General features: G+C 48.9%; 22 protein-coding genes. 15 read left to right on the top strand and 7 right to left on the bottom strand.

The window, feature by feature from the left end:
- Window positions 1-120 precede the first annotated feature (120 nt).
- On the bottom strand, window positions 121-1269 hold the full coding sequence (locus NG833_RS23430) for a histidinol-phosphate transaminase (protein WP_254567688.1): 1149 nt from the start codon (window positions 1267-1269) through the stop codon (window positions 121-123).
- A 52-nt stretch (window positions 1270-1321) separates the two neighbouring features.
- A complete protein-coding gene (locus tag NG833_RS23425) occupies window positions 1322-1489 on the bottom strand; it encodes a hypothetical protein (RefSeq protein WP_254567687.1) in 168 nt (55 codons plus the stop codon).
- 253 nt (window positions 1490-1742) lie between these two features.
- Between NG833_RS23425 and NG833_RS23420 the strand changes: the two genes are divergently transcribed.
- Together NG833_RS23420 and NG833_RS23415 are read left to right on the top strand one after the other, a co-directional pair.
- Window positions 1743-2846, top strand: coding sequence for an inositol-3-phosphate synthase (locus tag NG833_RS23420; RefSeq protein ID WP_254567686.1), 1104 nt, complete (start codon window positions 1743-1745; stop codon window positions 2844-2846).
- 116 nt (window positions 2847-2962) lie between these two features.
- A complete protein-coding gene (locus NG833_RS23415) occupies window positions 2963-3835 on the top strand; it encodes a PfkB family carbohydrate kinase (RefSeq protein ID WP_254567685.1) in 873 nt (290 codons plus the stop codon).
- Between the two features lie 78 nt (window positions 3836-3913).
- Here the strand turns inward: NG833_RS23415 and NG833_RS23410 are convergent, their stop codons facing one another.
- Window positions 3914-4501: a CDP-alcohol phosphatidyltransferase family protein gene (locus NG833_RS23410; protein WP_254567684.1), complete on the bottom strand. Its 588-nt coding sequence runs from the start codon at window positions 4499-4501 to the stop codon at window positions 3914-3916.
- A gap of 519 nt (window positions 4502-5020) precedes the next feature.
- Between NG833_RS23410 and NG833_RS23405 the strand changes: the two genes are divergently transcribed.
- The 5 genes from NG833_RS23405 (at window position 5021) to NG833_RS23385 (ending at window position 10681) form a co-directional block, all read left to right on the top strand.
- Window positions 5021-5851: a sulfurtransferase gene (locus NG833_RS23405; RefSeq protein WP_254567683.1), complete on the top strand. Its 831-nt coding sequence runs from the start codon at window positions 5021-5023 to the stop codon at window positions 5849-5851.
- Between the two features lie 331 nt (window positions 5852-6182).
- Window positions 6183-6932, top strand: a complete 750-nt coding sequence (locus NG833_RS23400) for a DUF561 domain-containing protein (RefSeq protein WP_254567682.1) — start codon at window positions 6183-6185, stop codon at window positions 6930-6932.
- Window positions 6933-7145: 213 nt separating this feature from the next.
- Complete coding sequence (locus tag NG833_RS23395) at window positions 7146-9629, top strand: SpoIIE family protein phosphatase (protein ID WP_254567681.1); 2484 nt, start codon at window positions 7146-7148, stop codon at window positions 9627-9629.
- A gap of 27 nt (window positions 9630-9656) precedes the next feature.
- Entirely contained in the window at window positions 9657-10247 is a 591-nt protein-coding gene (locus tag NG833_RS23390) for a DUF6272 family protein (protein ID WP_254567680.1), read from the top strand.
- Between the two features lie 80 nt (window positions 10248-10327).
- Window positions 10328-10681, top strand: a complete 354-nt coding sequence (locus tag NG833_RS23385) for a hypothetical protein (protein ID WP_254567679.1) — start codon at window positions 10328-10330, stop codon at window positions 10679-10681.
- Window positions 10682-10815: 134 nt separating this feature from the next.
- Here NG833_RS23385 and NG833_RS23380 read toward each other — a convergent pair whose 3' ends face one another.
- Window positions 10816-13410, bottom strand: coding sequence for a M1 family metallopeptidase (locus NG833_RS23380; RefSeq protein WP_254567678.1), 2595 nt, complete (start codon window positions 13408-13410; stop codon window positions 10816-10818).
- Between the two features lie 208 nt (window positions 13411-13618).
- Here NG833_RS23380 and NG833_RS23375 point away from each other — a divergent pair, with 208 nt between their 5' ends.
- From NG833_RS23375 to NG833_RS23345, 7 genes are all read left to right on the top strand, one after another.
- Complete coding sequence (locus NG833_RS23375) at window positions 13619-14623, top strand: N-acetylglucosamine kinase (protein ID WP_254567689.1); 1005 nt, start codon at window positions 13619-13621, stop codon at window positions 14621-14623.
- A gap of 161 nt (window positions 14624-14784) precedes the next feature.
- On the top strand, window positions 14785-16809 hold the full coding sequence (locus NG833_RS23370; protein WP_254567677.1) for an N-6 DNA methylase: 2025 nt from the start codon (window positions 14785-14787) through the stop codon (window positions 16807-16809).
- On the top strand, window positions 16797-17744 hold the full coding sequence (locus NG833_RS23365; RefSeq protein ID WP_254567676.1) for a tRNA (5-methylaminomethyl-2-thiouridine)(34)-methyltransferase MnmD: 948 nt from the start codon (window positions 16797-16799) through the stop codon (window positions 17742-17744). The genes NG833_RS23370 and NG833_RS23365 overlap by 13 nt, the downstream gene beginning before the upstream one ends.
- A 346-nt stretch (window positions 17745-18090) precedes the next feature.
- Entirely contained in the window at window positions 18091-19152 is a 1062-nt protein-coding gene (locus NG833_RS23360) for a response regulator (protein ID WP_254567675.1), read from the top strand.
- A 125-nt stretch (window positions 19153-19277) separates the two neighbouring features.
- The gene (gene glmU / locus NG833_RS23355) at window positions 19278-20636 is read left to right on the top strand and encodes a bifunctional UDP-N-acetylglucosamine diphosphorylase/glucosamine-1-phosphate N-acetyltransferase GlmU (RefSeq protein WP_254567674.1); all 1359 of its coding nucleotides are present in this window, start codon (window positions 19278-19280) and stop codon (window positions 20634-20636) included.
- A gap of 121 nt (window positions 20637-20757) precedes the next feature.
- Complete coding sequence (locus NG833_RS23350) at window positions 20758-20901, top strand: hypothetical protein (protein ID WP_254567673.1); 144 nt, start codon at window positions 20758-20760, stop codon at window positions 20899-20901.
- Window positions 20902-20941: 40 nt separating this feature from the next.
- The gene (locus tag NG833_RS23345) at window positions 20942-21109 is read left to right on the top strand and encodes a hypothetical protein (protein ID WP_254567672.1); all 168 of its coding nucleotides are present in this window, start codon (window positions 20942-20944) and stop codon (window positions 21107-21109) included.
- 506 nt (window positions 21110-21615) lie between these two features.
- Here the strand turns inward: NG833_RS23345 and NG833_RS23340 are convergent.
- Together NG833_RS23340 and NG833_RS23335 are read right to left on the bottom strand one after the other, a co-directional pair.
- Window positions 21616-22551 (bottom strand): isoaspartyl peptidase/L-asparaginase, encoded by a 936-nt coding sequence (locus tag NG833_RS23340; protein ID WP_254567671.1) that lies wholly within the window; start codon window positions 22549-22551, stop codon window positions 21616-21618.
- A gap of 103 nt (window positions 22552-22654) precedes the next feature.
- The gene (locus NG833_RS23335) at window positions 22655-22816 is read right to left on the bottom strand and encodes a DUF2256 domain-containing protein (protein ID WP_254567670.1); all 162 of its coding nucleotides are present in this window, start codon (window positions 22814-22816) and stop codon (window positions 22655-22657) included.
- 362 nt (window positions 22817-23178) lie between these two features.
- On the opposite strand from NG833_RS23335, the gene NG833_RS23330 reads away from it, so the two are divergent.
- A complete protein-coding gene (locus NG833_RS23330; RefSeq protein WP_254567669.1) occupies window positions 23179-23424 on the top strand; it encodes a ChaB family protein in 246 nt (81 codons plus the stop codon).
- A gap of 57 nt (window positions 23425-23481) precedes the next feature.
- Here NG833_RS23330 and NG833_RS23325 read toward each other — a convergent pair.
- Window positions 23482-23679 (bottom strand): hypothetical protein (locus NG833_RS23325; protein ID WP_254567668.1); only part of this gene is annotated, 198 nt, incomplete at its 5' end.

The raw sequence follows: 23679 nt of genomic DNA, 5'->3' as shown, positions 1-23679 counted from the left end.
CGCAATGCTTGCGCCCTCCGGAGGGCGCAAGCATTGCGCCCCTACATTGACTACTCCATTGAGCAGTCACTGCAAACGAACGTTTTGGAGATTTTATTTGTTGGAACACCCTTAGAGGCTTTAATCTCCGAAATTGAATTCCTGCAAGCGGGATAAGGTGCGTTGATTTTCCTCCGGTGTGCCGACGGTAATTCTTAAACCGCCCCCGGTGTGACGAATCAGAGTCCCTTGGGCCTTGAGTTCCTCGGTGATGCGAGTCAGGGTGGGAGCGATCGCCCCTGGGTCCTGGAGATTCGGGCGCAGGTAAATAAAATTAGCTGCACTCGGCCATAGGCGAAATTTTGGTAAGGGTTGCAATCTTTCCAGGAGGCGATCGCGCTCGCTTAAAATTTCGGGAATGGCACCTAGGAGTTCCTGACGATGGCCGATCGCCAAGGATGCGGCAATCTGGGAGAATGCCGGGAGATTGTAAGGCAGACGGACTTTTTCCAGGGTTGCGGTGAGTTCCGGATGGGCGATCGCATAGCCTACCCGCAGGGCCGCCAAGCGAAAGGCTTTGGAAAAGGTCCGCATAATCAGCCAATTGGGATGCTGGAGTAACTCACTCACCACACTCGTCTGACTAAATTCAAAATACGCCTCATCGATCGCCACCAGAATATGAGGCGGCAAACTGCGAATCCAATCGAGTTCAGCAGGAGTTAACCCATTGGCGGTGGGGGAGTTGGGATGGACGACAAACACCACCCGAACCGGGGGAGTTTGGGGATTGGCAACTGCCGCCTGTGCTGCTGGGATGTCGATTTCAAAATTTATCTCGTTGCGTCCCACTTCCACCACGGGAATGCCCAGGGTTTGGGCTAAAATCCCATACATGGAAAAGGTGGGATGGGCCACCAAAACCGACCCTTCACCCCCCAAACAGGTGGCAATGAGTAAAGAGCGAATCAGTTCGTCAGAACCATTGCCGAGGGAAATATGGGTAGGGGTGATGGGGGAATCCGGGAGTTGAGCCGATTCGTTCACATAGTCGGCGATCGCTTGCTTTAAGGGGGCATGACTCCCATCGGGATAGCGATTCGTTTCAATCTCCTGTTGATAAGTCCATGCCAACTTTTCTTTGAGGGCCGCAGGCAAGTCGTAGGGACTTTCATTGGTATCCACCCGATCAATTTGGGCAGGTTTCCCCCGAGGGGAATCGATAGCGCCCCCCGGGTGGGGAGTATAGGCAATCAGTTGAGCCAGATCTGAGCGAATAAAACTCAGCATAGAATTGTAGAACCATTACAAAGCCGCAATTGGGTGACAAGCACCACTGTCTTTAGTATCGGTGTTTGGGTAAACTTCGGGCAATAGGCTTTTTTGCATCCGGGGTGTTTTGGGGTCTGGATGGGGCAGTGGAGGCGATCGGCCCACCGGGGGGACTCCCCTCTAGGTTGTTGTAATCTTTCATGACATCAATCCCTTGGGGCAAAGGTTCGGGAATCATTTTGTAGAATCCGACCCTTGCATAAATACTCTAAAATGTTCAGGGGATACCAAAAGGCCATTCTCTGAGTACCTAGGGTTGTGGATCCGGTCTACCCAACCGGGACAGCACTTACCCTCAGAAAGATCAAGCAGGTTGAATCAGACAACTTCGGAGGCAGCCCGGTTAACCCCCTGATTTTCCCTCCGTTAGTTATGTTATTGTGAACGTTGACAATTTCGACAAATGCAAGTACACGAGACGGGGACTGATTGTGGAAAAAATTAAACTAGCGATCGTAGGCGTTGGTAACTGTGCTAGTTCCTTGGTACAGGGAATTTACTTTTATAAAGATAAGACTTCTGAAGAAGCGATCGGGTTAATGCACTGGGAGATTGGCGGGTATAAACCCAACGATATCGATGTAGTTGCCGCTTTCGATATCGACCGCCGAAAAGTCGGCCAAGATGTCTCTAAAGCTATCTTTGCTGAACCCAATTGTACGATGGTTTTCTGCGAAGACATTCCCGAAATTGGCACGAAAGTCAGTATGGGAAGAATGTTAGATGGGGTCTCGGAGCATTTGGTGAATTATGCAGATAAATACACCTTCGTCCCCAGCGATGCCCCCGAACCAACCCGAGATGATGTCATTGCTATTTTAAAAGAATCCGGCGCTCAGGTCCTCGTGAATTATCTCCCGGTGGGGTCGGAAGAAGCGACGAGTTTTTATGCCGAATGCTGCCTAGAAGCGGGAGTGGCCTTTGTCAATTGCATTCCGGTATTTATTGCTAGTAATCAGTTGTGGGCAGATAAATTTGAATCCCGCAATATTCCCATCGTAGGCGATGACATTAAATCCCAACTAGGGGCGACCATTGTTCACCGGATGATTTCTGACCTCGCCAAAAAAAGAGGGGTCAAAATCGAACGGACCTATCAACTCAATACCGCAGGAAATACAGATTTCTTGAATATGTTAAATCGCACCCGCTTAAAGTCTAAAAAAGAATCCAAGACCGAAGCGGTCCAGTCGGTTTGTGAAACTAGACTGGAAGATGAGAATATTCATGTGGGGCCGAGTGATTATGTCCCTTGGCAGAAAGATAATAAAGTCTGTTTTATTCGAGTCGAAGGCAAACTCTTCGGAGATGTGCCGATGAACATTGAAATGCGCCTGTCCGTAGAGGATTCGCCGAACTCCGCAGGGGTGGCGATCGATGCGATTCGCTGCTGTAAATTGGCCCTCGATCGCGGGAAAGGTGGGGTACTCTTTTCTCCCTCTTCCTACTTCATGAAGCATCCGCCCAAGCAATATCCCGATGGTGATGCCTACCGGATGACCGAGGAATTTATTAACGGATTTAGAGAGTATTAATCACCTCCCCATCGCCTCATTCTTGACGAATGAGGCGATAATTTTGGGAAATTTTAGCCGGTTTAACCTCCAATTTTTGCCATCCCTGTCTCCCCCTAACTTGCCTAACTTGTCGAATGTTTGATATTTGTGTAATCGGTCATGTGACCCAGGACCGAATTAAAATTGATGGGAAAATTGTCCAAGAAATGGCGGGAGGGACGGCGATTTATACCGCCATCGCCTTAAAAACCTTGGGGTTAAAGGTGGCAGTGTTAACGAAAACCTCTCGCTTAGACCGGAGTTATCTGTTAGAAGAATTAACCCGTCGGGGGATTACCGTCTTTTGGCTCGAAAGCCCCGAAACGACACAGTTTGAAAATAGTTATCAGCGCGATCGCCTCGATAGTCGCCAACAACGAGTCCAGGCTGTTGCTTCCCCCTTCATCCCCTCAGACTTAGGCCAACTTCAAGCCCGAATCTTTCATCTGGGCGCACTCACCCATCAGGATATGTCTCGGGAATTTCTGCAAGCGGTTTTCGCAACCCATGCCTTAATTTCTTTAGATGGACAAGGATTTTTACGGCAAGTGATTAACCAAACGGTCCAGGCAAAAGATTGGGGAGAAAAAGTCTCAGGACTGGCAGGGGTAGATATTTTGAAAGTGGATATCCAAGAGGCACAAATTCTATCAGGAAAAACCGCCATAGAACCAGCGGCGATCGCCCTAAATCAGTGGGGAGTTCGAGAAGTCTTAATCACCGCCGGTTCTCAAGGATCTTGGGTTTATCAATCCGGGACTCTGGAGCAAATTCCCGCCTTTGCACCCACTACCTCCGTCGATCCAACCGGCTGCGGAGATACCTACATCGCCGGTTATTTATATTCTCGATTAACCGGAGAACCCTGTCATCTTGCTGCCAGATTTGCCGCCCAAGTTGCCACCCGCAAACTCGAAAATTTCGGTCCCCTCCGGGAGTGGGAAACTCCTGAATCAATCCCAAGTTAAAAATATTTAGGGGATTAACAAACCGACAGATCGGCAAATCTGTCGGTTTTGTTAGACCTTTGAAAACCGACTTGTGGATTATTCCTCAACCGGATGGGTGACCCGATAAACATGAATAATCCGCTGTAAACTGGTCAATAAACTGGCGATCGCCAGGACCGACAACGCCACCGGCAACTGATCCACAATTAACCCCACCGCCATCACAATCACCCGAGGGAGTCGGGGAAACCACCCCACCTTGCACTCAATCTTCAATCCTTCCGCCCTTGCCCGGGTATAACTAACCATTTGTGACCCCAGTAGGGCCAACAAACAAATCGGAATCGATGGATACTCTTGACGGTGGATCAATAAAATCGTGATGCCAATTAAGATGGCCCCTTCGGAAAATCGGTCTAAGACCGAATCAAAAAACGCCCCAAACGCATTCTGTTGATTGAGTAACCGGGCGACAGTCCCATCGATCGCATCTAGGGGCATCGCGATCAACCCCATTAACAATCCCCCCCACAACGGTTGATTATTGGCAATCATCCCTGCCGCCACAATATTCAACAACAAACTCAACAGTGTAATCGCATTGGCAGAAATGCCCAGTTTTGCAATCCCCTTGGCAATGGGTTCAACGATAAATTTCGTGCGATCGCGCGCCCAAGTCTCCACAACTACTAACCCTTTAGACTGAATTTTGATTTAGTTATAGTAACCTTCCCAACCAAATTCCCGCTAAAACGGGGACGGATAAAGCATAAACGATGAAATCCTCCCGGTTCGTAGTAACGCCTTCAGGCGTTCCCTCATGTTCGTAGTAACGACTTCAGTCGTTCTCCATGTTCGTAGGAACCCCCACCCCCTTACAACGGTAGGTTTTTTACGGGGTAAATTTTTCAAGTTTTGGTTGCTCATAGCCCTCCCCTTGGCAAGGGGAGGGTTGGGTGGGGTCCTCTTCACCCTGAATTATAGGAAAGAGGTTTAATCCTTTACCTAATCAGGGTTTCATCGTTAACCCAGGTATCAAAAGTAGTGTTTTGCGAACTGGGTGGACCCCACCCTAACCCTCCCCTTGCCAAGGGGAGGGGACCGGAAGTAAAAAGCCTACTGTTGTAAGCAACCCCCAACCCCCCTCCAATCAAAACCGATCGCGTTTACCCTAGATAGTTGACTCAACCCTCAAACCCGATCATGACTCAGACGAATCCGATTGTTTCTGCCGAATGGCTATCCCAACACCTCGACGATCCGCAAATTGCGATCGCCGATTGTCGCTTTTCCCTCGCCGATCCTGAACTCGGACAACAACAGTACCTCCATCACCATATTCCCGGTGCTCACTATCTGCACCTCAATCGCGATTTATCCTCCCCAGTCCAACGACATGGCGGACGACATCCCCTACCGAACATAGAACTCTTCGCCCAAAAATTAGGGGCAGTCGGGGTCACCTCCCCAGAAGTCTTACTCGTAGTTTATGACGACTCCCGATTTGCCTTTGCTGCCCGACTCTGGTGGTTAATGCGCTATCTGGGACACGATCGCGTTGCCATTTTAGAGGGCGGATTTAAAGGGTGGGAAGCTGCCGGATATCCCGTCACTGATGCGATTCCTCGGTCCAATTTGGGCACTTTTTCTCCTCAAATCCGCCCCGATCGCCTCGTGGATATCGAAACCGTCAAAACCCGGTCCCCCTTGCCTGAAGTCGCCCTCATCGACTCCCGAGAACGCGATCGCTACCTCGGCAACCATGAACCCATCGACCCGATCGCCGGGCACATTCCCGGTGCACTCAACTATCCCTGGCAAGAAGTCACCGACGAGAACGCCCAAGTCAGACCCCAAAACGACCAAATACAACGCTGGGCGGATATTGCCGGTTCCGAGGAAATTATCGTCTATTGCGGGTCCGGAGTCACCGCCTGCGTGAATCTCCTCTCCCTGGAAATGGCCGGAATTCCCCACGCCAAACTCTACGCCGGAAGTTGGAGTGATTGGTGTTCCTATCAGGTTGAAGACTAATACTCCATCTGGTTGTCAGGGAACTCCAAAAAATAAAATCTCCAAACCGTTCGTTCGTAGTGACGGATCATAAGGAGTAGCCCCTTATATGTAGGGGCGCAATGCTTGCGCCCCTACAGATACCGTCCTTTCAGTTGAACGGTTGGATGATTTATATTTTGCAATCCCCTCAAAGACCTACTTTCCCCTCCCCAGCCCGCGCAGGCGGGCTTCGTCCGTATAGCCCCAGGCTTCAGCCTGCGGGTTTTTGCGGGAACCTCCCCTACCTCTGGTGTCTTGCACCAGTCCATGTCAAAATCAAGCTAAATTAGCCTCAACACTGAACTGAATTATGACCATGATTCCCGCTTTAGACCGTGCCTTTCAACAAGGACGTGCCTTAAAAATTATCACCGGATTGACCAACTTTGACGCCGATCGCGTTGCTACCGTGGTTCGGGCTGCCGATCGCGGCGGTGCGACCTTCCTCGATATTGCTGCGGATCCAGCCTTAGTCAAATTAGCCAAACAGTTGACCACTTTACCGATTTGTGTCTCTGCCGTTGAACCGGAAAAATTTGTCCCCTGTGTAGAAGCTGGTGCAGATTTAATTGAAATTGGTAACTTTGATGCCTTCTATGCAATGGGACGGCGCTTTGAAGCCGCTGAAGTGCTGCAACTGACCCGGGAAACCCGCGCTTTGCTGCCAAATATCGTGCTTTCGGTCACCGTTCCCCATATTTTAGAACTGGATCAGCAAGTGGATCTAGCTGAGGAATTGGTGAAAGCGGGTGCCGATATTATCCAAACCGAAGGCGGCACCAGCAGCAATCCGGTACACCCTGGCATCTTAGGGGCGATCGAAAAAGCAGCACCCACTTTGGCTGCCGCCTCCGCCATTTCTCGGGCAGTTGCAGTGCCAGTTCTGTGCGCCTCGGGGATTTCCACCATCACGGCACCGATGGCGATCGCCGCTGGGGCCGCTGGGGTAGGCGTCGGTTCGGCGATTAACCGCCTGGATAATGAACTCGCGGCGATCGCGGGGGTGAAAAGTCTCGTTGAAGCCTTATCCACTGTTAGCCGTTCCACCATCCACGCCTAATCCTAAATTAAGTCGGGTTAGTTGCCATAACTCTTGAAGAAACGACAGCAAGTCGTTACTACGAACTGAAGAGGCGTTCGTAGTAACGACTTGCTGTCGTTATCCCCATTAGATTTAAAAAATAGCGGCTACAGTTCATTTGGGTTAGAACTGAGTTAAAACAGAAGCTCGATCGGCTTGAAATGTCAAACACTTTACATTTAAAATCCTGCCATGCTTACTGAGTCCTCTCCAGCCCCAATGCCGCCACCCCTGAACCCCATTCCCTTGACGCGCCCTTGGTTCCAATCCCTAGGGAAATTTCGTCTTCGCACGGTTCTGGTGGTTCCGTTTATTATTCCCGTGTTGCTCTCAACGGGACTGGTGGGGTGGTTGTCTTTTCGCAGTGGACAGCGAACGGTGAATGAACTCGCCAGTCAACTGCGGGGGGAAATTGCTCTGCGAGTGGGAGAAGAGGTGCAGCGTTATTTAGATCGACCCCACTTGGTACATCATCTCAACGCCCAAGTGTTTCGCCAAAATGGCATTAACCGAGAGGACCCGGATCTGCTGCTGGAGTATTTTTGGGAACAAAGTCGCGAGTTGATGGACTTGGGGACGATCGCCTATGCCAATGAACGGGGGGAGTTTGTGGGGGTCAACCCCTTAGAACATTATCTGGTGTTGTCATCTGAGGGAACTGGGAGGAGTTTGCAGCGGTATGCTCCCCGGGAGGACGGGACACCGGGGGAATTGCTGAGGGAACGTCCTAACTATGATGCCCGGACTCGCGGTTGGTATCAACAGGCGGTGAGGGAGGGGAGGCCAATTTGGACCGGGATTGAACCCAGTGCGATCGGGCAACGGCTGGATGTTTCTGCCGTGTATCCAGTGTATGACCGCGATCGCCAGTTTTTGGGGGTACTGTTATGCGATCTTCCCCTCTCGGGTATCAACCAGTTTTTAGAAACGCTTCAGATTGGCAAAACTGGTGAGGCATTTATCCTAGAACGCAATGGTTTACTGGTGGCAACTTCTACACACAAAGCTACTTTGATTCCGGGACGCAATGGGGAGGAACCTCAACGATTGCCTGCCACCGAGAGTCGAAATCCTCGCTTAATTGCTGCCCTGAATGAGTTAAAGGTTGAGTTTGGATCTTTGGAGAATATTAAGCAATCCCAGGGGGTGGAATTTTTCTTAGAAGGCGGAAGACAGTTTCTGCAAGTGATGCCGTTTCAGGACGATCGCGGGATTGATTGGCTGATTTTAGTGGCGATACCGGAAGCGGATTTCATGGAGGAAATTCATGAGAATACTCAGCAGACGGTGGTGCTTTGTGTGCTGGCCCTGATAGTCTCGATTTCCGGTGGGGTGGCGATCGCGCAATGGATTTTACGGCCTATTCTGCGGGTGACACAATCATCGGAACAAATCGCCAACGGTCAACTCGATCGCCATGTTTATGCCCGAGGCATTATTGAACTCGAAAAACTGGCGGATGCTTTTAACCAGATGGTCGATCGGCTTCAAGCCTCTTTTAGCGCTTTAGAGCAAGCAAACCAGGACCTCACCCATAACGAACAAGAATTAGCCGCCTCCAAAGAACAGCTTGAGGCGGTTTTAAATGCGGTTCCTGGTTCGATTTCTTGGATTAATTCCAGTGGAACTTATCTCGGGGTGAATCGTTATCTGGCCGAGAGTTTGAATTTAAAACCCTCAGAAATGGTGGGTAAAAAAATTGGGTTTGCCCAAAATAGTTATGAGTATGCTGAGTTCATGCAGAAGTTTCTCAACAGTTCTGCTCTGTCTGCGTCCCAGGAAATTTGCATTTTAGTTCAGGGTCAACCCCGGTATTATTTAATGGTGGTTCAGAAATATCAGCAAGGGACGGCGACGGTATCGGTTGGGATTGATATGAGCGAATGGCGCTATGCTCAACAAGAGAGCGAAAAGCTCAAAGGGGAAAATATCCGGATGAGTGCGGAACTGGAAGTGACTCAACAACTTCAAAAAATGCTGTTACCCCAACCCGATGAATTAACGGCTATTGAAGGGTTAGAAATTGCGGCTTTTATGGAAAGTGCGGAGGAAGTGGGGGGAGACTATTATGATGTGCTGAATTATGATGGAGTAGGGACGATCGCGATCGGGGATGTCACAGGACATGGACTGGAAAGCGGAATTCTCATGGTTATGACCCAAACAGCAGTTCGCACCCTCAAAGAGAGTCGTGAAACGGACCCTGTGAGGTTTTTAGACACCCTCAACCGCACGATTTATCACAACGTCGAGCGCATGAAAACTGATAAAAATCTCACTTTAGCTGTGTTAAACTATAGCCAGGGCCAAGTGAGGATTAGCGGACAACATGAGGAAATTCTGGTGGTCCGTGCGGATAGTCGCATTGAGCGGGTGGATACAATGGATTTAGGGCTACCCATCGGGTTAGATGAAGACATTACAGAGTTTATTGCTCAGGTTTGTGTGGAACTCAACTCTGGAGATGGCATTGTTGTTTATACCGATGGAATTACGGAAGCCAAAAACAGAACCAATCAACGATATGGAGTGACACAATTGTGTGACATTATTAGTCAGCATTGGCACCAATCGGTGGAGGAGATTCAACAAGCGGCGATCGCTGATGTTCAAAAGTACATCGACGGACAAAAAATGCTGGATGATATGACTTTGGTCGTCATTAAACAAAAATAGCTTACATCATAAGGAGTTGAGACGGTCATGAGTGAAATATTTGGAGACTTTCTCCACGATTTACCTCCCGGGCATGATTATTTAGATATTGGCTTTTCCGCTAACGCTCGCCCGATTAAAAACCGCTGGCGAAATAATTTATTATCGGCTTATTTTGTTGCGGATTATTTAGCGACCTTTTTGCCTATTGACGATAATGACCCCCAGGCTAAACGGCGTCAACAAGACTACAAGGGTTCTGTGAGCTATATTGCCAATGAACTATTAGAAAATACCATGAAATTTCATAGTCCTTCGGATGAATATCCGGTGAGATTTGGAATTCATTTCATCGAGGTTCCGGAAAAGAAAATTGTTTTAATGTCCAGAAATACAGTGACCCTAGAAGCAGGCGATCGCTTTAAAGCCTTTATTGAAAAACTACTCTCCTCAGACCCGCAAGAGTTATATCTGGAGCATCTGGAAAAAAATGCCCTAGATGAAAATAGTCACGATTCTGGCCTGGGATTTCTGACCATGATTAATGACTACTCTGCAAAATTAGGGTGGAAATTTGAACCGATTCCCGAGCATTCTGAACTCTTTCTGACCACCACCCTCGTTCAACTGGTTTTATAAGGGTAGGAATGGATTTTAACCGTAATGAGTCCAGTTCAGGTAAACTTTAACCAGAGCACCTGCTCCGGAGGTAATAGAACATGAATTTGCAAGAAATCAAAGGTGAAGACTACAGTGTACAGTATATTGAGGAATCCGTAACGGTTAAAATTGAAGGGGAACTGAGTCTCACCGGGTCAGCGGATTATGCTCCGATCACCGCGTTACTCAATGAGATTGCTGAACGTAATCCCCCCATGATTACCCTAGACCTTAAAAAGCTAGAGTTTCTAAATAGTTCGGGGATTAGTATGCTTTCTAAGTTTGCGATCGCTATGCGAAAAAAGAAAACCATTCAACTGGCCGTCATCGGTTCTGATGACATTCCCTGGCAACGTAAGTCACTACAAAATTTTCTTAAACTTTGTCCTAACTTACAGTTAACCCTAGAATAAACCCGATTTTTTGTAGCCAATTCCATCAATCTTTATGTCGAACAATTCAGAGAAGAAAACCCGCTACAGCGGGTTTTCTTCGGTGAAGGGGTCAAATGATTCCGATCCACCCGACCCCTTTGACACTCAGCGCCTTATTTGGTTTTTGCTTCTAAATTTTCCAACCGACTGCGGAGTTCCTGGTTTTCTTTCTTAATCTGGTCCAATTCATGGCGTAATTGCTTCACCGCTTTATCGGACCCAATATTTTTCTCAACCTTGGCAACCGCTTCTTCCGCGACGCGACGAACCCGGCCATCGGGAGTGGCATCGGCTAAACTTTGTAAAATCCCGATCGCTTTGGGTGTCTCCATTTGTCCCAACGCTGAGGCAACGGCAACTTGCGTCAGGAAAAAGGTTTCCGCAGATAAGTCCGAGAGACGGTCCAAAATTCGCTCTAAATTCCCCGGGGTTTGACCCGTTGAAATGCTACCGATCGCACGAATTGCCGCTAATCGCAGGGGTTGGGGCACACCATTGGCGGTATAATCCAGAATGATATCCAGGGCATCTTCTGAGGTTTTGAGCTTGCTTAAGCCGGAAATTGCCCCACTGCGAACCACTTCATTCCATCCGGCGCGTTCCTGCAACACCTTTTGTAACCGGGCGATCGCATCCCCTTCATCCAGAGGTTCATTCCGTTTTCCGGCACAGATTGAGGCGACTGCTCTTGCCGCTGCCGCTTCCACATTATAACTGGCATCTCCTCGTTCTAACACTTGGGCGATCGCCTGATAGCTTTCCGGAGTTTTATGATGCGCCAATGTCTCCACCACTGCATATCGCACCCGCGCATCTTGATCCTGCAACCCAACGATTAACTCGTCAAATGCTTGATCCAATTTAATCTTTCCAAGTTGTTTCGCAACCTCTAAGCGCACCCCCCAAAACTGTTCGAGTTTCAAGGCTAACCCGAGGGCTTTAACCGCTTCTAATCCCCCTTTCTTCGCCAAAGCAACCGCCGCATAAATCCGCGATACCGGGTCGGGGTCGCACTGTAACTGCGCCTTCAATTCCGCAACCGGATACTCTAACTGCACCGTTTTGAGGGTGGCATTTCCCACATCAAAGCTAATATAACCCGGCTTCTCCTCTAGGGGAAAATAAAAACTCTGTTCCCGCTGATTAACACGCACCGTAAAGGTTTTCAGGGGTTCGCCACTCTTATACCCAAATCCAATAGGAATTTTGAGGTCAAATAACTCTTTCTCATTCCCTTTTTCCCCGGTGGTTTTGACATGACTTTGGGTAACCGTGACTTTCGCTAGTTTGCTGTCTCCATCCCAGTTATAAGAAACTTTATAATCCGGATGTCCCCCGCGATACACATATTGGTCAAACAAGAACATCAAATTGCGACCCGTGGCTTTTTCAATGGCCCGCAACAAGTCCACGGTTTCTACAGTTTGATGGGCGTTATCGTTGACAAAGGTATGAATCGCTTTAAAAAACAATTCATCCCCTAACTCGGCCCGAATCATGTGATAAACGCAAGCGCCTTTTTCATACAAGTGGCGGTCATAGAGTTCGATCGCCTCCCGATAAACATGAGTGACAATCGGTCGCCGATAGCGGGTTTTATCTTCATTCAAATAACTCCGCGCTTCATTGAGCAAATAATAGGCCGCATCTTCTGGACCATATTCTTCATGAGTCCATAACACCTCGGAATAAGAAGCCATCCCTTCTTTAATCCAGGCATGAGACCAATGTTTAATCACCACTAAATCCCCAAACCATTGGTGAGCAAGTTCATGGGCGACTAAACTTTCCGTGCGCTGGTTATCCAGTTGAGCGCGTTCATCCAACAGACAGCGATCGGTCAACAGGGTAGTTGAAGTATTTTCCATCCCCCCAAAGATAAAATCTTCCACGCAAACTTGGGCATATTTGGGATAAGGATAAGCATAGCCAAACGCCTGACTAAAATATTCCATCATGCGCGGGGTTTTACCCATGCTGCGACGGGCATCTTCTTCGCGACTTTTGGCGACATAGTAAACCACAGGTTTGCCGTTCCATTCGTCACAAATTTCAGCAAAATCTCCCACCGCCAAGGTCATTAAATAGGTGGGATGAACCTGTTTTTGGAACCAGTGATAAATTTTATCGCCGCCTTCTTCTTCCGTGGAAATCAGTTCCCCATTAGAAATCGCCAGGTAGGGTTTGGGAACCCGCACGCGAATTTCTGAGGTGGCGAGTTGTCCGGGGTAGTCAAAACAGGGAAACCAAAAGCGGGAATCTTCATCTTCCCCTTGGGTCCAAACTTGGACAGATTTGTTGGGATAATGGGCATCTGGACCGATAAAATAGAGGCCACGCTGGGGCTGTTCTACCCCGTAAGCGACCACCAGGGTGAGGGGATGTTCTGCTTGAGTGGGTTGGGTGAGGTGAATTTCTAACCGTTCCCCATCATAATCAAAGGGTTGGGGGGTATCGCTAACGGTGACATCCAGAATAGTTAGGTTGACGGCATCTAAAGTCAGGCGATCGATGCCGGTTCTCACGGGCATCAGGCGAATGCTGCAAGTCCCTTGATAGCTTTGATGGGCCAGGTCCAGGGCCAAATCTAAGCAGATATGTTCGACTTGTCCGGGGCGATCGGGGTTGTAATGGGGTTTGGCCCCCGGGAGTTCAAAGGTTTTATGAGCGTTGTTTTCTGTATCAAAATAAGAGTATTGGTTTGACATGGTGATGAATCTATCTTTAAGACTGAATTTGCTGCAATTGAGCTAATGAACGCTATCTTATACAGGGTAACGTTTTGCGGTGATAATCACCACCCTGGATAGAGGACAGTCGGGGTAAACCGGGTATTGTCGCAACTAAGGGGAGGTCGGTTGTGTGCGCTGGTGGCGGTGGGTTGTGGATGTCAGGTTAGGGGGTTAAAAATTGGGAATGATCGATGGGGTCAGGGATTCAGAGTTTCACGATAACACAGACTGGGTGTTGGGCATTGATGGCGGAGGGACGAAGACGGTTTGCCTGGTGATGGATGAAACGGGGTCGATCGCCGGACGGGGTGAGGCAGGACCCTCGAATTATCAAACGATTGGATTGGCGGCAGCAAGGGAGTCGATCTCACAGGCGATCGCCAAGGCGGTGAATGCAGTCCCTGGGGTGGCGATCGCCGGAATTGGCGTGGGATTAGCTGGGGTGGGACGTCCGGCAGATGTCCAGGTGGTGCAAGGTTTGGTGGCGGGGTTGTACCAGGAGAGTCCCCTGCCGATTCGCTGGAATCTACAGTCATCAGGGGTGGTGGTGACTCATGACTGCGCGATCGCCTTGGTGGGAGGGACGGGATCCGCTTCGGGGGTGGCGATCGTTGCGGGTACGGGTTCGATCGCCTATGGTTGCAATTCTCAGGGAGAGAGTAAACGCGCTGGCGGTTGGGGATATCGATTTGGGGATGAAGGCAGTGGGTATCAGATTGCGATCGCCGGGTTACGGGCGGCAGCGCGATCGCATGATGGGCGAGGACCCAAGACCTTACTCACGGATTCTTTATTAGATTATCTTAATTTGAACCAGTTAGAAGACTTAATCGAAGTCATCTATCGCCGGGGATGGGGGGTGACGGAAATTGCGGCATTGTCTCCCCTAGTCGATCGCGCTGCTGCTGCCGGAGATGCGATCGCCCTCCAGATTCTGGAGGATGCGGCAGCAGAGTTGGTCCTGACGACTCAAACCGTTGCCTCGGCCCTATTTACTCCGGATCAGGCATTTGAGGTGGTTACCATTGGCGGAGTCTGGCGCAGTGTCTGCCATTTGGGCGATCGGTTCCGGGAGTCCCTTCGCACCCAATTTCCGGCAGTTCAAGTCATCTCCCCCCGCCATGAACCCGCCTATGGGGCCGGGTTATTGGCCCTGGAACGTCTCGGCAAGAGGGTACTGTCCACTTGACAAGGATAAGTTTTTTATAGCCCGTCTTGCCTGCCGTTTGTCATCAAAAAAGCGAGCAAGATGCTCGCACTCCAAGAGTTTCAAAGGTAGACCCGTAAGACCAATGATTTAGGACTACTATAAAACTTCAACTACGTTTCCCAATCTGGAGTGGGTTTAATATGAACCTAGAACAAGATTCTAAAGCGGTGTATCGACAGATTCGGAATTATCTCGTGGGTCGCTTCCTCGGTGCAACTCGGGATGAAACCTTACTACAAGAAACGATAAAATGCTTATTTTGTAAACTATATTTTCAGCAAAATCCTTCTTTATTTGATTCAATTGATGACCCTGCAAATATAGAGGCGATCGCCCATCGATATCATCAGTCTTTTGCCCAATTGCGGCGGCTTCTCCCGACCCTCTTTCCCTCAGACCAACCCTTGCTACTCGACCCTCAAAGTTTAGCTCAAATTGATATCTTGCTAAATACGGTTAACTTGGATACCCTGGCTCATGACCCCTTTGGAGATATTTATGAAGTGTTTATGGGGTCACAAATTCGGGGACAGGAGGGGCAGTTTTTTACGCCGGGGAATGCGATCGGCTTACTGGTAAGCTTAGTCAATCCCCTTCCTGGAGAAATGCTGATTGATCCAGCTTGTGGGGCGGGTGGATTTTTAAGCGTGGCTGCTCGTCATTTAAAAGCATCGGGAGCCTCTGTTCAACAAATCCTCTCCACAGTTTTTGGACTGGATAAAGACCACTATCTCGCCGGATTAGCATCGGCCCGTTTATCGCTGTTGACCCTCAAATCGGCTCAGGTTTTTTGCGCGGATTCCCTCGCTTGGAAACGGGAATCTATGGCCCACAATTTTTCTAGCCATCCTGCCCAGAAAAATTCATCCCATTCCCAGATGTTACCCTTCCCAACTCAGGTGAGTGAATTTGATATTGTCCTGACAAATCCTCCCTTTGGCAGTCGGATTGTGGCTTCATCTCCCCAGGTCCAGGCTACCTTTGAACTGGGATATCAATGGCGGTTAGAAAAAAATAGTCAATCTTTTCAAAAACTGTCTAAATTGCAACCTTCTGTTCCACCCCAGGTCTTATTTGTGGAACGATGTTTATCCCTAGTTCGGCCCGGAGGTCGGATTGGCATGGTTGTTCCTGAAAGTCTAATTTCTAACAAAACCTATCGATATGTGGTGGATTATATTCAAGCCCATTCTATCATTAAAGCTGTGATTGGAATGCCCGAGGTGTTATTTAAAATCTCGGGAAAAGGCGGGACTCACACCAAAACTTGTCTCCTTGTATTACAAAAGAAATCGGGCAAAAAAGCAGAGGATGAAAGCAATCCCTCTATTTTTATGGCGGAGGCTCAATGGTGCGGACGGGATAGCCGGGGGCAACCGATTCACCGGGATGATTTACCGGAAATTGCGGCCCGCTACCGAGAGTATGAACAAGGATTGTTAACAAAACCTAGTCAACTGGGTTATTGGATAAGCTGCGATCGCATTCAAAATGGCATTTTAGCGCCACATTATTACAATCCCGCTGCAATTTCAGAATTATTTGACCTCCAAACCAGTCACGACTTTATTTGTATGGGAGAGTTGATATCCGCCGGGATGATCGAGGTTAGCAGTGGCGATGAAGTGGGCAAATTAGCCTACGGAACAGGCAATATTCCCTTTATCCGTACTTCGGATATTTCTAATTGGGAAATTAAGGCCGACCCCAAACATTCGGTGAGTGAAGAAATTTATCAATCTTTGGCGCAAAAGCAGGACCTGCGCGCGGGGGATATTTTGATGGTACGCGATGGCACTTATTTAATTGGAACTTGTGCGTTGATTACGGCGAATGATACGCGGATTCTTTATCAAAGTCATTTCTATAAATTGCGCGTTCGGGAAACCTGTCCGTTCTGTTGTTATTTGTTGTTAGCGGCCCTAAGTTCGGTTCCGGTGCAGAAACAAATCTTGGCAAAGCGCTTAACTCAGGATATTATTGATTCTCTGGGGAATCGAATTCAGGAGTTGATTTTACCGATTCCCAAGGATCAAGCGCGTCGGGAGAAGATCGCGCAGATGGTTAAACAGACGATTCAACATCGCATAGAAGCTAGAAAATTGGCCCGCCAAGCTTGTTTAGAATTAGTGGCAGGAGGTGACCCGGACTTATGGCAGAAATGATGCCCTTGACGCCTCAAGAGACCTCTGATGGGTCTTTTACGTTTTATTCCCCGGAATTTGGCGAACTGTTTCATTCGTACCACGGGGCGCAGCAGGAGGCGCGGTGTAAATTTGTAGAACCCACGGAGTTAGCCGAGAAAGCCCAAAATCCCCGAGTGCGATTGCTTGACTTATGCTATGGATTGGGGTACAATACCGCATCAGCATTAGAGACGATTTGGTCAATTAATCCCGCTTGTTTGGTGGAGTGGGTCGGGTTGGAATTGGATGCGGCGATTCCCCAAGCAGCGATCGCGATCGGGTTACTGAAAAGTTGGCAGTCGCCGATTCCTGAACTTCTAGCTGCACTGGTTAGCCCAGACGGTGAATCCACTATCCCGACAGTCCAGCCCTCGGTCCTAGAGTTTCAGGGGGAATCTAGGTGGGCGAGGACTGTGACAACCCCCCAGTTCCAAGGGACCTTATGGCTAGGAGATGCCCGAAAAACCATTCAACAGGTGGTAAATCAAGGGTTTCAAGCCGATGCCATATTTTTAGACCCTTTTTCTCCTCCGAATTGTCCGCAACTGTGGACGGTGGAGTTTTTAGGGTGGGTGGCGCGCTGTTTGAGCCCGACGGGAAGATTGGCAACTTATTCTTGTTCCGCCTCGGTGAGAACGGCATTAATGGCGGCAGGATTAAACATTGGGGCCACTGCGCCGGTGGGACGGCGATCGCCCGGAACTCTCGCGAGTTTTTGCGATCGCGATTTACCCCCACTTTCCCCCCAAGAACAGGAGCATCTACAGACTCGCGCAGCAACTCCCTATCGGGACCCTAACCTGTCGGATTCAGCGGAGGAAATTCGGCAACGCCGTCAACAGGAGCAAGCGTTATCCCCATTAGAACCCACCTCTAGTTGGAAAAAAAGATGGGCCAGCATGGAAGGAAAATAGCCAGGGATCACCGATGGGGAAGGCGATCGCTGGCCAAGAGTAGAGATTCAGCCGGTTAGGTAACCCTGACCCAGCTCAACCTCATCAGTCAGCTATAATCAAGACGGCGATGAAGGTAAAATTTCATGGAGGGTAGGGAGAGAAACTTTACATTTTTTAAAAAAATGGCCCAAGCCGGAAAAACTCCGGCATTGTTTATAAAGTCTCTGTAAAACAGCGGATTTTTTAAACAAACGCGGTCCAAATAATGTAAAGATAGTAAGAGATAGTACCAAAAGCGATTAATTTACTCAGTCGCTTGACGCAGAACTAGCTAATAGAAATACTCAGAGCAAGGTGTTTGTCTGTGAACTTCCTTGATGCAGAACAGTCCAAAATTCTCGTCGTAGACGATCATCCAGCCAGCCGGATGACGGCAGTGGCTCTTTTGTCCGTAGAAGGGTATGAAATTCTGGAAGCAGACAGTGGCCCTAGTGCACTGGCCTGTGTGAAAGAAACCCAGCCCGATTTAATTCTGCTGGACGTGATGATGCCTGGAATGGATGGATTTGAGGTGTGCCGCCATCTGAAACAAGATGAGCAAACCCGCCTGATTCCCATCATTTTCGTGACCGCGCTCAACGATCGGCGATCGCGGATTCGGGGGATTGAAGCTGGAGGTGATGACTTCCTGACTAAACCCTTCGATCATCTAGAACTAGCCGCCCGAGTCAAATCCCTGGTCCGCCAAAAACGGCTCAATGAGGACCTCGACCATGCGGAACAAGTCCTCTTTTCCATTGCCCGAACTGTGGAAAGTCGAGACCCCAATACCGGGGACCACTGCGAACGCTTAGTCTCTCGCGGACAAGCGTTTGGCGAGTTTCTCCATCTTTCGCGCAATGAAATTCGCGATTTAATGTGGGGGGGATACCTCCATGACATCGGCAAAGTGGGCATTCCCGATGCGGTGTTACTCAAACAAGGGAAACTCACCACCCAAGAGTGGGAAATTATGAAACAGCACGTGGTGATTGGGGAGAAAATTTGTCTCCCCCTGCGAACCATGCGCGGCGTCCGTCCTCTGATTCGCCATCATCACGAACGATGGGATGGGACGGGATATCCCGATGGGTTGGTGGGGGATGAAATTCCCTACATCGCCCAAGTGTTTCAAGTGGTGGATATTTATGATGCCTTGACGAGTGAACGACCCTATAAACAGGCGTTTACCTCAGAAAAAGCTCTGGAAATTATTGCGGAAGAAACGGCGAGGGGATGGCGTAACCCGCAACTGGTGGAAAAATTTACGACTTTTATTCGGATGACGGAGATGGGAACACCGGCAAGGGCCGTCAATCGCCTCCAATTGATTGAATCCGATGAACCCACTGCGATCGCCGGAAGTTGGCGCATGGCTAATGGCTAGGCCCTAGATTTACCTGGGGCGATCGCCTGCCAACTCCGGCGATCAAAAGGTCATTGTGGATAAAATTGCTTCAATAAGAGCGGAAACCGCGCTATACTCCGTTGAGATTAACGGGCTCAAAGAAAATGGTAGCAGTAGCGATTTTAGCCGCTGGACGCGGGACACGCATGAAATCAGACCTACCCAAGGTCTTACATCCTTTGGGGGGGCGATCGCTCGTTGAACGGGTACTCGATAGTCTCTCGGCAATTCAACCTTCCCGACGTTTAATTATCGTCGGCTATCGAGGGGAACTCGTCCAAAACGAACTGATCCAACGATTTGATAATTTAGAATTTGTTGAACAATCCGAGCAATTAGGCACGGGTCACGCCGTCCAACAGGTGATTCCCTATTTAAAAGACTTTACCGGGGATTTGTTGGTTTTAAATGGCGATGTCCCCCTCTTACGACCCGAAACAATTAAGCGACTGCTAAATACCCACAAAGAACAAAAGAATGCCGCCACCATTCTGACCGCGCAACTGCCAGATCCGAAAGGGTATGGTCGGGTCTTTTGTGATAGCGAAAACTTGCTCAAGGAAATTGTTGAGGACCGGGACTGCACCGCCGCTCAAAAGCAGAATCGGCGCATTAATGCCGGGGTTTATTGCTTCCATTGGCCGGATTTAGCCCAAGTTTTACCCCAATTAAAATCGGAAAACGATCAGGCAGAATATTATCTGACTGATGCAGTGAATTACTTAAATCCTGTGCGGATTTTAGATGTGGAGGATTATCAGGAAATTCTCGGCATCAACGATCGCAAGCAATTGTCAACAGCCTATCAAATTTTGCAGACTCGGGTCAAAGATGACTGGATGGCCGCAGGGGTCACCCTGATCGACCCCGATAGCATCACCATTGATGATACAGTGACCCTCGCCCCGGATGCCATCATCGAACCCCAAACCCACCTACGCGGCGAGACGGCGATCGGTTCCGGTTCTCGCATCGGTCCCGGAACCCTGATTGAAAATAGCCAAATTGGCGATCGGGCAACGGTGTTATACTCTGTAATCACGGATAGCACCGTAGCTGCCGGAACCCGAGTCGGACCTTATGCTCACTTACGGGGTCAGGCCCAGGTGGGAGAAGGCTGCCGGATTGGTAACTTTGTAGAATTGAAAAATACCAAGTTAGGAAATCGCAGCAATGTATCTCACTTGTCCTATTTAGGGGATACCACCACGGGCGATCGCGTGAATATTGGGGCGGGAACCATTACTGCCAATTACGACGGCGTAAACAAACATCCCACCCAAATCGGCAGTGGGACAAAAACGGGTTCTAATAGTGTGTTAGTTGCGCCGGTCAAAATCGGCGAAAATGTCACCATTGCGGCAGGTTCTACGATTACCGAAGATGTGGAAGATGACAGTTTGGCGATCGCCCGCGCCAGACAAGTTGCCAAAAAAGGCTGGAAACTACAAGCGAAAGAGTAGGAAACCCCGAAATAATGTAGAGGCGATTCGCGAATCGCCTCTACATTATTTTAGGGGTAATGCGTAAGTTTTATTTTACCAACCGGATTGGGTATCATAACCCTAGCCCTGTCAAGGTGTATTGATTTGTAGGGACGCCAGAGCGATCGCCTGTCCAAGAAATTTAGAAACCTTGGTGAGGCGATCGCAAATTCTCCATCACGCTTTAGACTTAATCCTCCCTCCAGAAACCCCCAATCCCCCAACCTCTTCACAAACTCGATAAACTAGAAAAGGGTATCTTGTCTTTATTCGGGAGTCAAATCATGATTTGGTTATTTTCCCTATTCTTTGTTTTACTGTTAATTTCTGCCACCCCCTTACTCGGAACCTTGAAGGTTAAATGGTCCTTTGAAATTATGGTGGGATTGTTCGCCTTTTTTGCCGTGGCAGGTTGGGGGCTGTTTTTGGGCTATTCTCTATTGTTTCAGTAACTTCCTATTAATCATAATCCCGCCAGAGTTTCTCTGACGGGACTGATTCGTATAAGTGGTTCTCTATAGTGTCCAGACCTGCTGTCAATTTAAGATGACAGATTACTCGGTCGGTCTGAAGTTCAGCACCCAACTTTGTTTTGATGCGCTTGAATCTATATATCTACTGTAGCGAACCCATCCGCTGCAGTGGTCTGTCTGAGGAGGGAACTGTCTCTCTGCCTTCTGCGAGAACTACCGGAGTAGACTGCTCTACTCATCGGTAGAGAGAGATTCCTTGAGGGAATTTTCCGCTCCCAGATTTCGATATATATGGGCGCACACACTTCCATTTTTCTATAGTAGGTCAAGATGCTACGATTGTCAATACCTAAAACCAGATTTTTTGGGGATAAAAATCTCTGGTTCCCTCACCCCAGATTGAGAAACCGGGTTTCTTACCCAAAATTCTGCTAACTTGCAACAATCTGGGAGAGAAACCCGGTTTCTGGCCCCATTGAACTCACCTAGGCAATACCGACACCCATTTCTGGACTCATTTCCAAGGCATCACCGATGCGATCGCCGGTGTGATAGGCAGCGAGAACCACCTCACAAGTTTTCCCCCAGGCGATCGCCCCTGTAGCATCAATCCCGATCGCCCCAAAATCTCGTTTATTCCGTTCCGCCTCCGTAAACGATCGCTCAAAAGCATTCATCAACGATAATCCATCGGTTACGCGCACCACAATTCGCGCCGCGAGACACTCATCGATAATATCTTCCCCAATCCCGGTACAACTAATTCCCGCCTTGGGATTGGCGTAATTTCCCGCAGGCATTGCCGAATCGCTGACTCGTCCGATCCGTTCAAATCCTTTCCCACCCGTAGAGGTTCCCGCAGCAATTTTCCCCTCGCGATCGAGTACCACCACCCCAATGGTTCCCCGTCCCGAGGATTCTGCCACCACATTCGCCATACTGCGGGAAAAATTATCTTTGCGTTCCTCCATCCACTCCTGCAACCGCTTATCCGTCAGGGGATTATGAATCGGCAGTTGCAACTCCCGCAACAATTCTGCTGAACCCAAATCCGACAACACGCGATCGGGGGAATTCTGTAAAAATAGGGCTAAATCGATGGGATTTTTAACCCGAGAGACATTAATCGTGCCGCTAAACCGTTGCAACGTGCCATCCATTAACGCCGCACTCATCCGAATTTGTCCATCAGATTGCAACACCGAACCTGTTCCCGCATTAAAACGCGGTTCATCTTCCAGGAGGTGGCATCCGCGCACCACCGCTTCCGTGGCAGAGGCCCCTTGCATTAACATCCCATACACTTCCTCTATAATGGTATGGAGGGAGCCGCGCACCGCTTCAAGTCCACCTTTGTCTTTAAGAGAGCTACCCGCGCCACCGTGAATGATTAGCTTGGGTTGTACCGCACCCGTTGTCATGAATTCAGCCTCTGCCTTCGGTTAATATCCAATCTTTAATGGTAACCCAAAGGGTACTCTTTGCCAGCCAGTAATTAAGGCATTTGGGGGAAGATTCCCCGAGTTATTCTATCGATTGAGCTTGGGAACGGCGACGGCGACAGCGTTCCGAACAATATTTCACCTCATCCCAACAATCCGCCCATTTTTTCCGCCAGGTAAAGGGGCGTTGACAGACGGGGCAGATTTTTTCGGGAAAGTCAGCTTTGGCTCGGACTCGGCCCATGAGGGTTGATTCTGGCTGCTGTTTGAGTTGTATTATAACAGGACTTACGCGATCGGTAACATCGAACCCTAAAAAATGTAGAGGCGATTCGCGAATCGCCTCTACATTTTTTAGGGTAAATTTTTAAAATCTGCCCAGGGTGAGGGCAGTGTGAGAGGGCGATCGCCTGAATTTCCCCTGATTGAATTGCTTAAAAATTGGACTATCTTTCACACCTACCCTCAGAGGGATATTTCCGGAAATGGCGGGTAGAAATTCAGTAAAATGTATTCTTTGATTCAGCCTGCTGGTAGAGGGTTTTTGTTTAAAATTTTGATTTAATTGAATCTATTGTAAAACTCAGTAAATTAGGAGAATTAATCATGGCTTACCAAACCCGAGAAGATTTACCCCATGACATTAAAGAAAAACTGCCTGAAGGCGCACAAAATATTTTCTTCACGGCTTATAATAGTGCTTCCTCCAATGGAATGAGCGATAGTGCAGCGCGGGATGTGGCCTGGAATTCCCTGCGGAGTAGCTATGAAGAAGGAAGTGATGGCAAATGGCATCCGCGTCCCCAAGTTGGTGCTCATCGCAGCCCGACTGGGAATATGCCAGGAGCCTAAATTCGGAATTTGGAGCGACTCAATTCCGGATGCGATCGCCTGATCTAAACTAGGGTTTCATAAAAGAAGGACAGGGCATTCCCCTGTTCTTTTTTGCAGGTTTTGCAATGTTGTAAAGGGAACTCCAAAAAATAAAACCTTCAAAAAACCCGCAGGCTCAAGCCTGGGGCTACACGGACAAAGCCCGCCTGCGCGGGCTAAAAGAGCCTTGTTAGGTGCGATCGCATCAAAGCAAGGATGATTTATTTGTTGGAA

It is taken from the genome of Oscillatoria sp. HE19RPO (genome assembly GCF_024220515.1).
In the GTDB taxonomy this organism is placed as follows: Bacteria; Cyanobacteriota; Cyanobacteriia; order Cyanobacteriales; family Laspinemataceae; genus Laspinema.
Note: the sequence above shows the minus strand (reverse complement) of the source record. Positions and strands in the feature narration are given on the sequence as shown.

What these genes read in the sequence shown, in the direction of transcription:
- NG833_RS23375 (WP_254567689.1), top strand. Translation starts at nt 13,619, where the DNA reads ATGATCGATGGGGTCAGGGATTCAGAGTTTCACGATAACACAGACTGG.
- NG833_RS23365 (WP_254567676.1), top strand. Translation starts at nt 16,797, where the DNA reads ATGGCAGAAATGATGCCCTTGACGCCTCAAGAGACCTCTGATGGGTCT.
- NG833_RS23370 (WP_254567677.1), top strand. Translation starts at nt 14,785, where the DNA reads ATGAACCTAGAACAAGATTCTAAAGCGGTGTATCGACAGATTCGGAAT.
- NG833_RS23330 (WP_254567669.1), top strand. Translation starts at nt 23,179, where the DNA reads ATGGCTTACCAAACCCGAGAAGATTTACCCCATGACATTAAAGAAAAA.
- NG833_RS23335 (WP_254567670.1), bottom strand. Translation starts at nt 22,816, where the DNA reads ATGGGCCGAGTCCGAGCCAAAGCTGACTTTCCCGAAAAAATCTGCCCC.
- NG833_RS23345 (WP_254567672.1), top strand. Translation starts at nt 20,942, where the DNA reads ATGATTTGGTTATTTTCCCTATTCTTTGTTTTACTGTTAATTTCTGCC.
- NG833_RS23340 (WP_254567671.1), bottom strand. Translation starts at nt 22,551, where the DNA reads ATGACAACGGGTGCGGTACAACCCAAGCTAATCATTCACGGTGGCGCG.
- NG833_RS23405 (WP_254567683.1), top strand. Translation starts at nt 5,021, where the DNA reads ATGACTCAGACGAATCCGATTGTTTCTGCCGAATGGCTATCCCAACAC.
- NG833_RS23430 (WP_254567688.1), bottom strand. Translation starts at nt 1,269, where the DNA reads ATGCTGAGTTTTATTCGCTCAGATCTGGCTCAACTGATTGCCTATACT.
- NG833_RS23390 (WP_254567680.1), top strand. Translation starts at nt 9,657, where the DNA reads ATGAGTGAAATATTTGGAGACTTTCTCCACGATTTACCTCCCGGGCAT.
- NG833_RS23400 (WP_254567682.1), top strand. Translation starts at nt 6,183, where the DNA reads ATGACCATGATTCCCGCTTTAGACCGTGCCTTTCAACAAGGACGTGCC.
- NG833_RS23380 (WP_254567678.1), bottom strand. Translation starts at nt 13,410, where the DNA reads ATGTCAAACCAATACTCTTATTTTGATACAGAAAACAACGCTCATAAA.
- NG833_RS23385 (WP_254567679.1), top strand. Translation starts at nt 10,328, where the DNA reads ATGAATTTGCAAGAAATCAAAGGTGAAGACTACAGTGTACAGTATATT.
- NG833_RS23395 (WP_254567681.1), top strand. Translation starts at nt 7,146, where the DNA reads ATGCTTACTGAGTCCTCTCCAGCCCCAATGCCGCCACCCCTGAACCCC.
- NG833_RS23425 (WP_254567687.1), bottom strand. Translation starts at nt 1,489, where the DNA reads ATGATTCCCGAACCTTTGCCCCAAGGGATTGATGTCATGAAAGATTAC.
- glmU (WP_254567674.1), top strand. Translation starts at nt 19,278, where the DNA reads ATGGTAGCAGTAGCGATTTTAGCCGCTGGACGCGGGACACGCATGAAA.
- NG833_RS23415 (WP_254567685.1), top strand. Translation starts at nt 2,963, where the DNA reads ATGTTTGATATTTGTGTAATCGGTCATGTGACCCAGGACCGAATTAAA.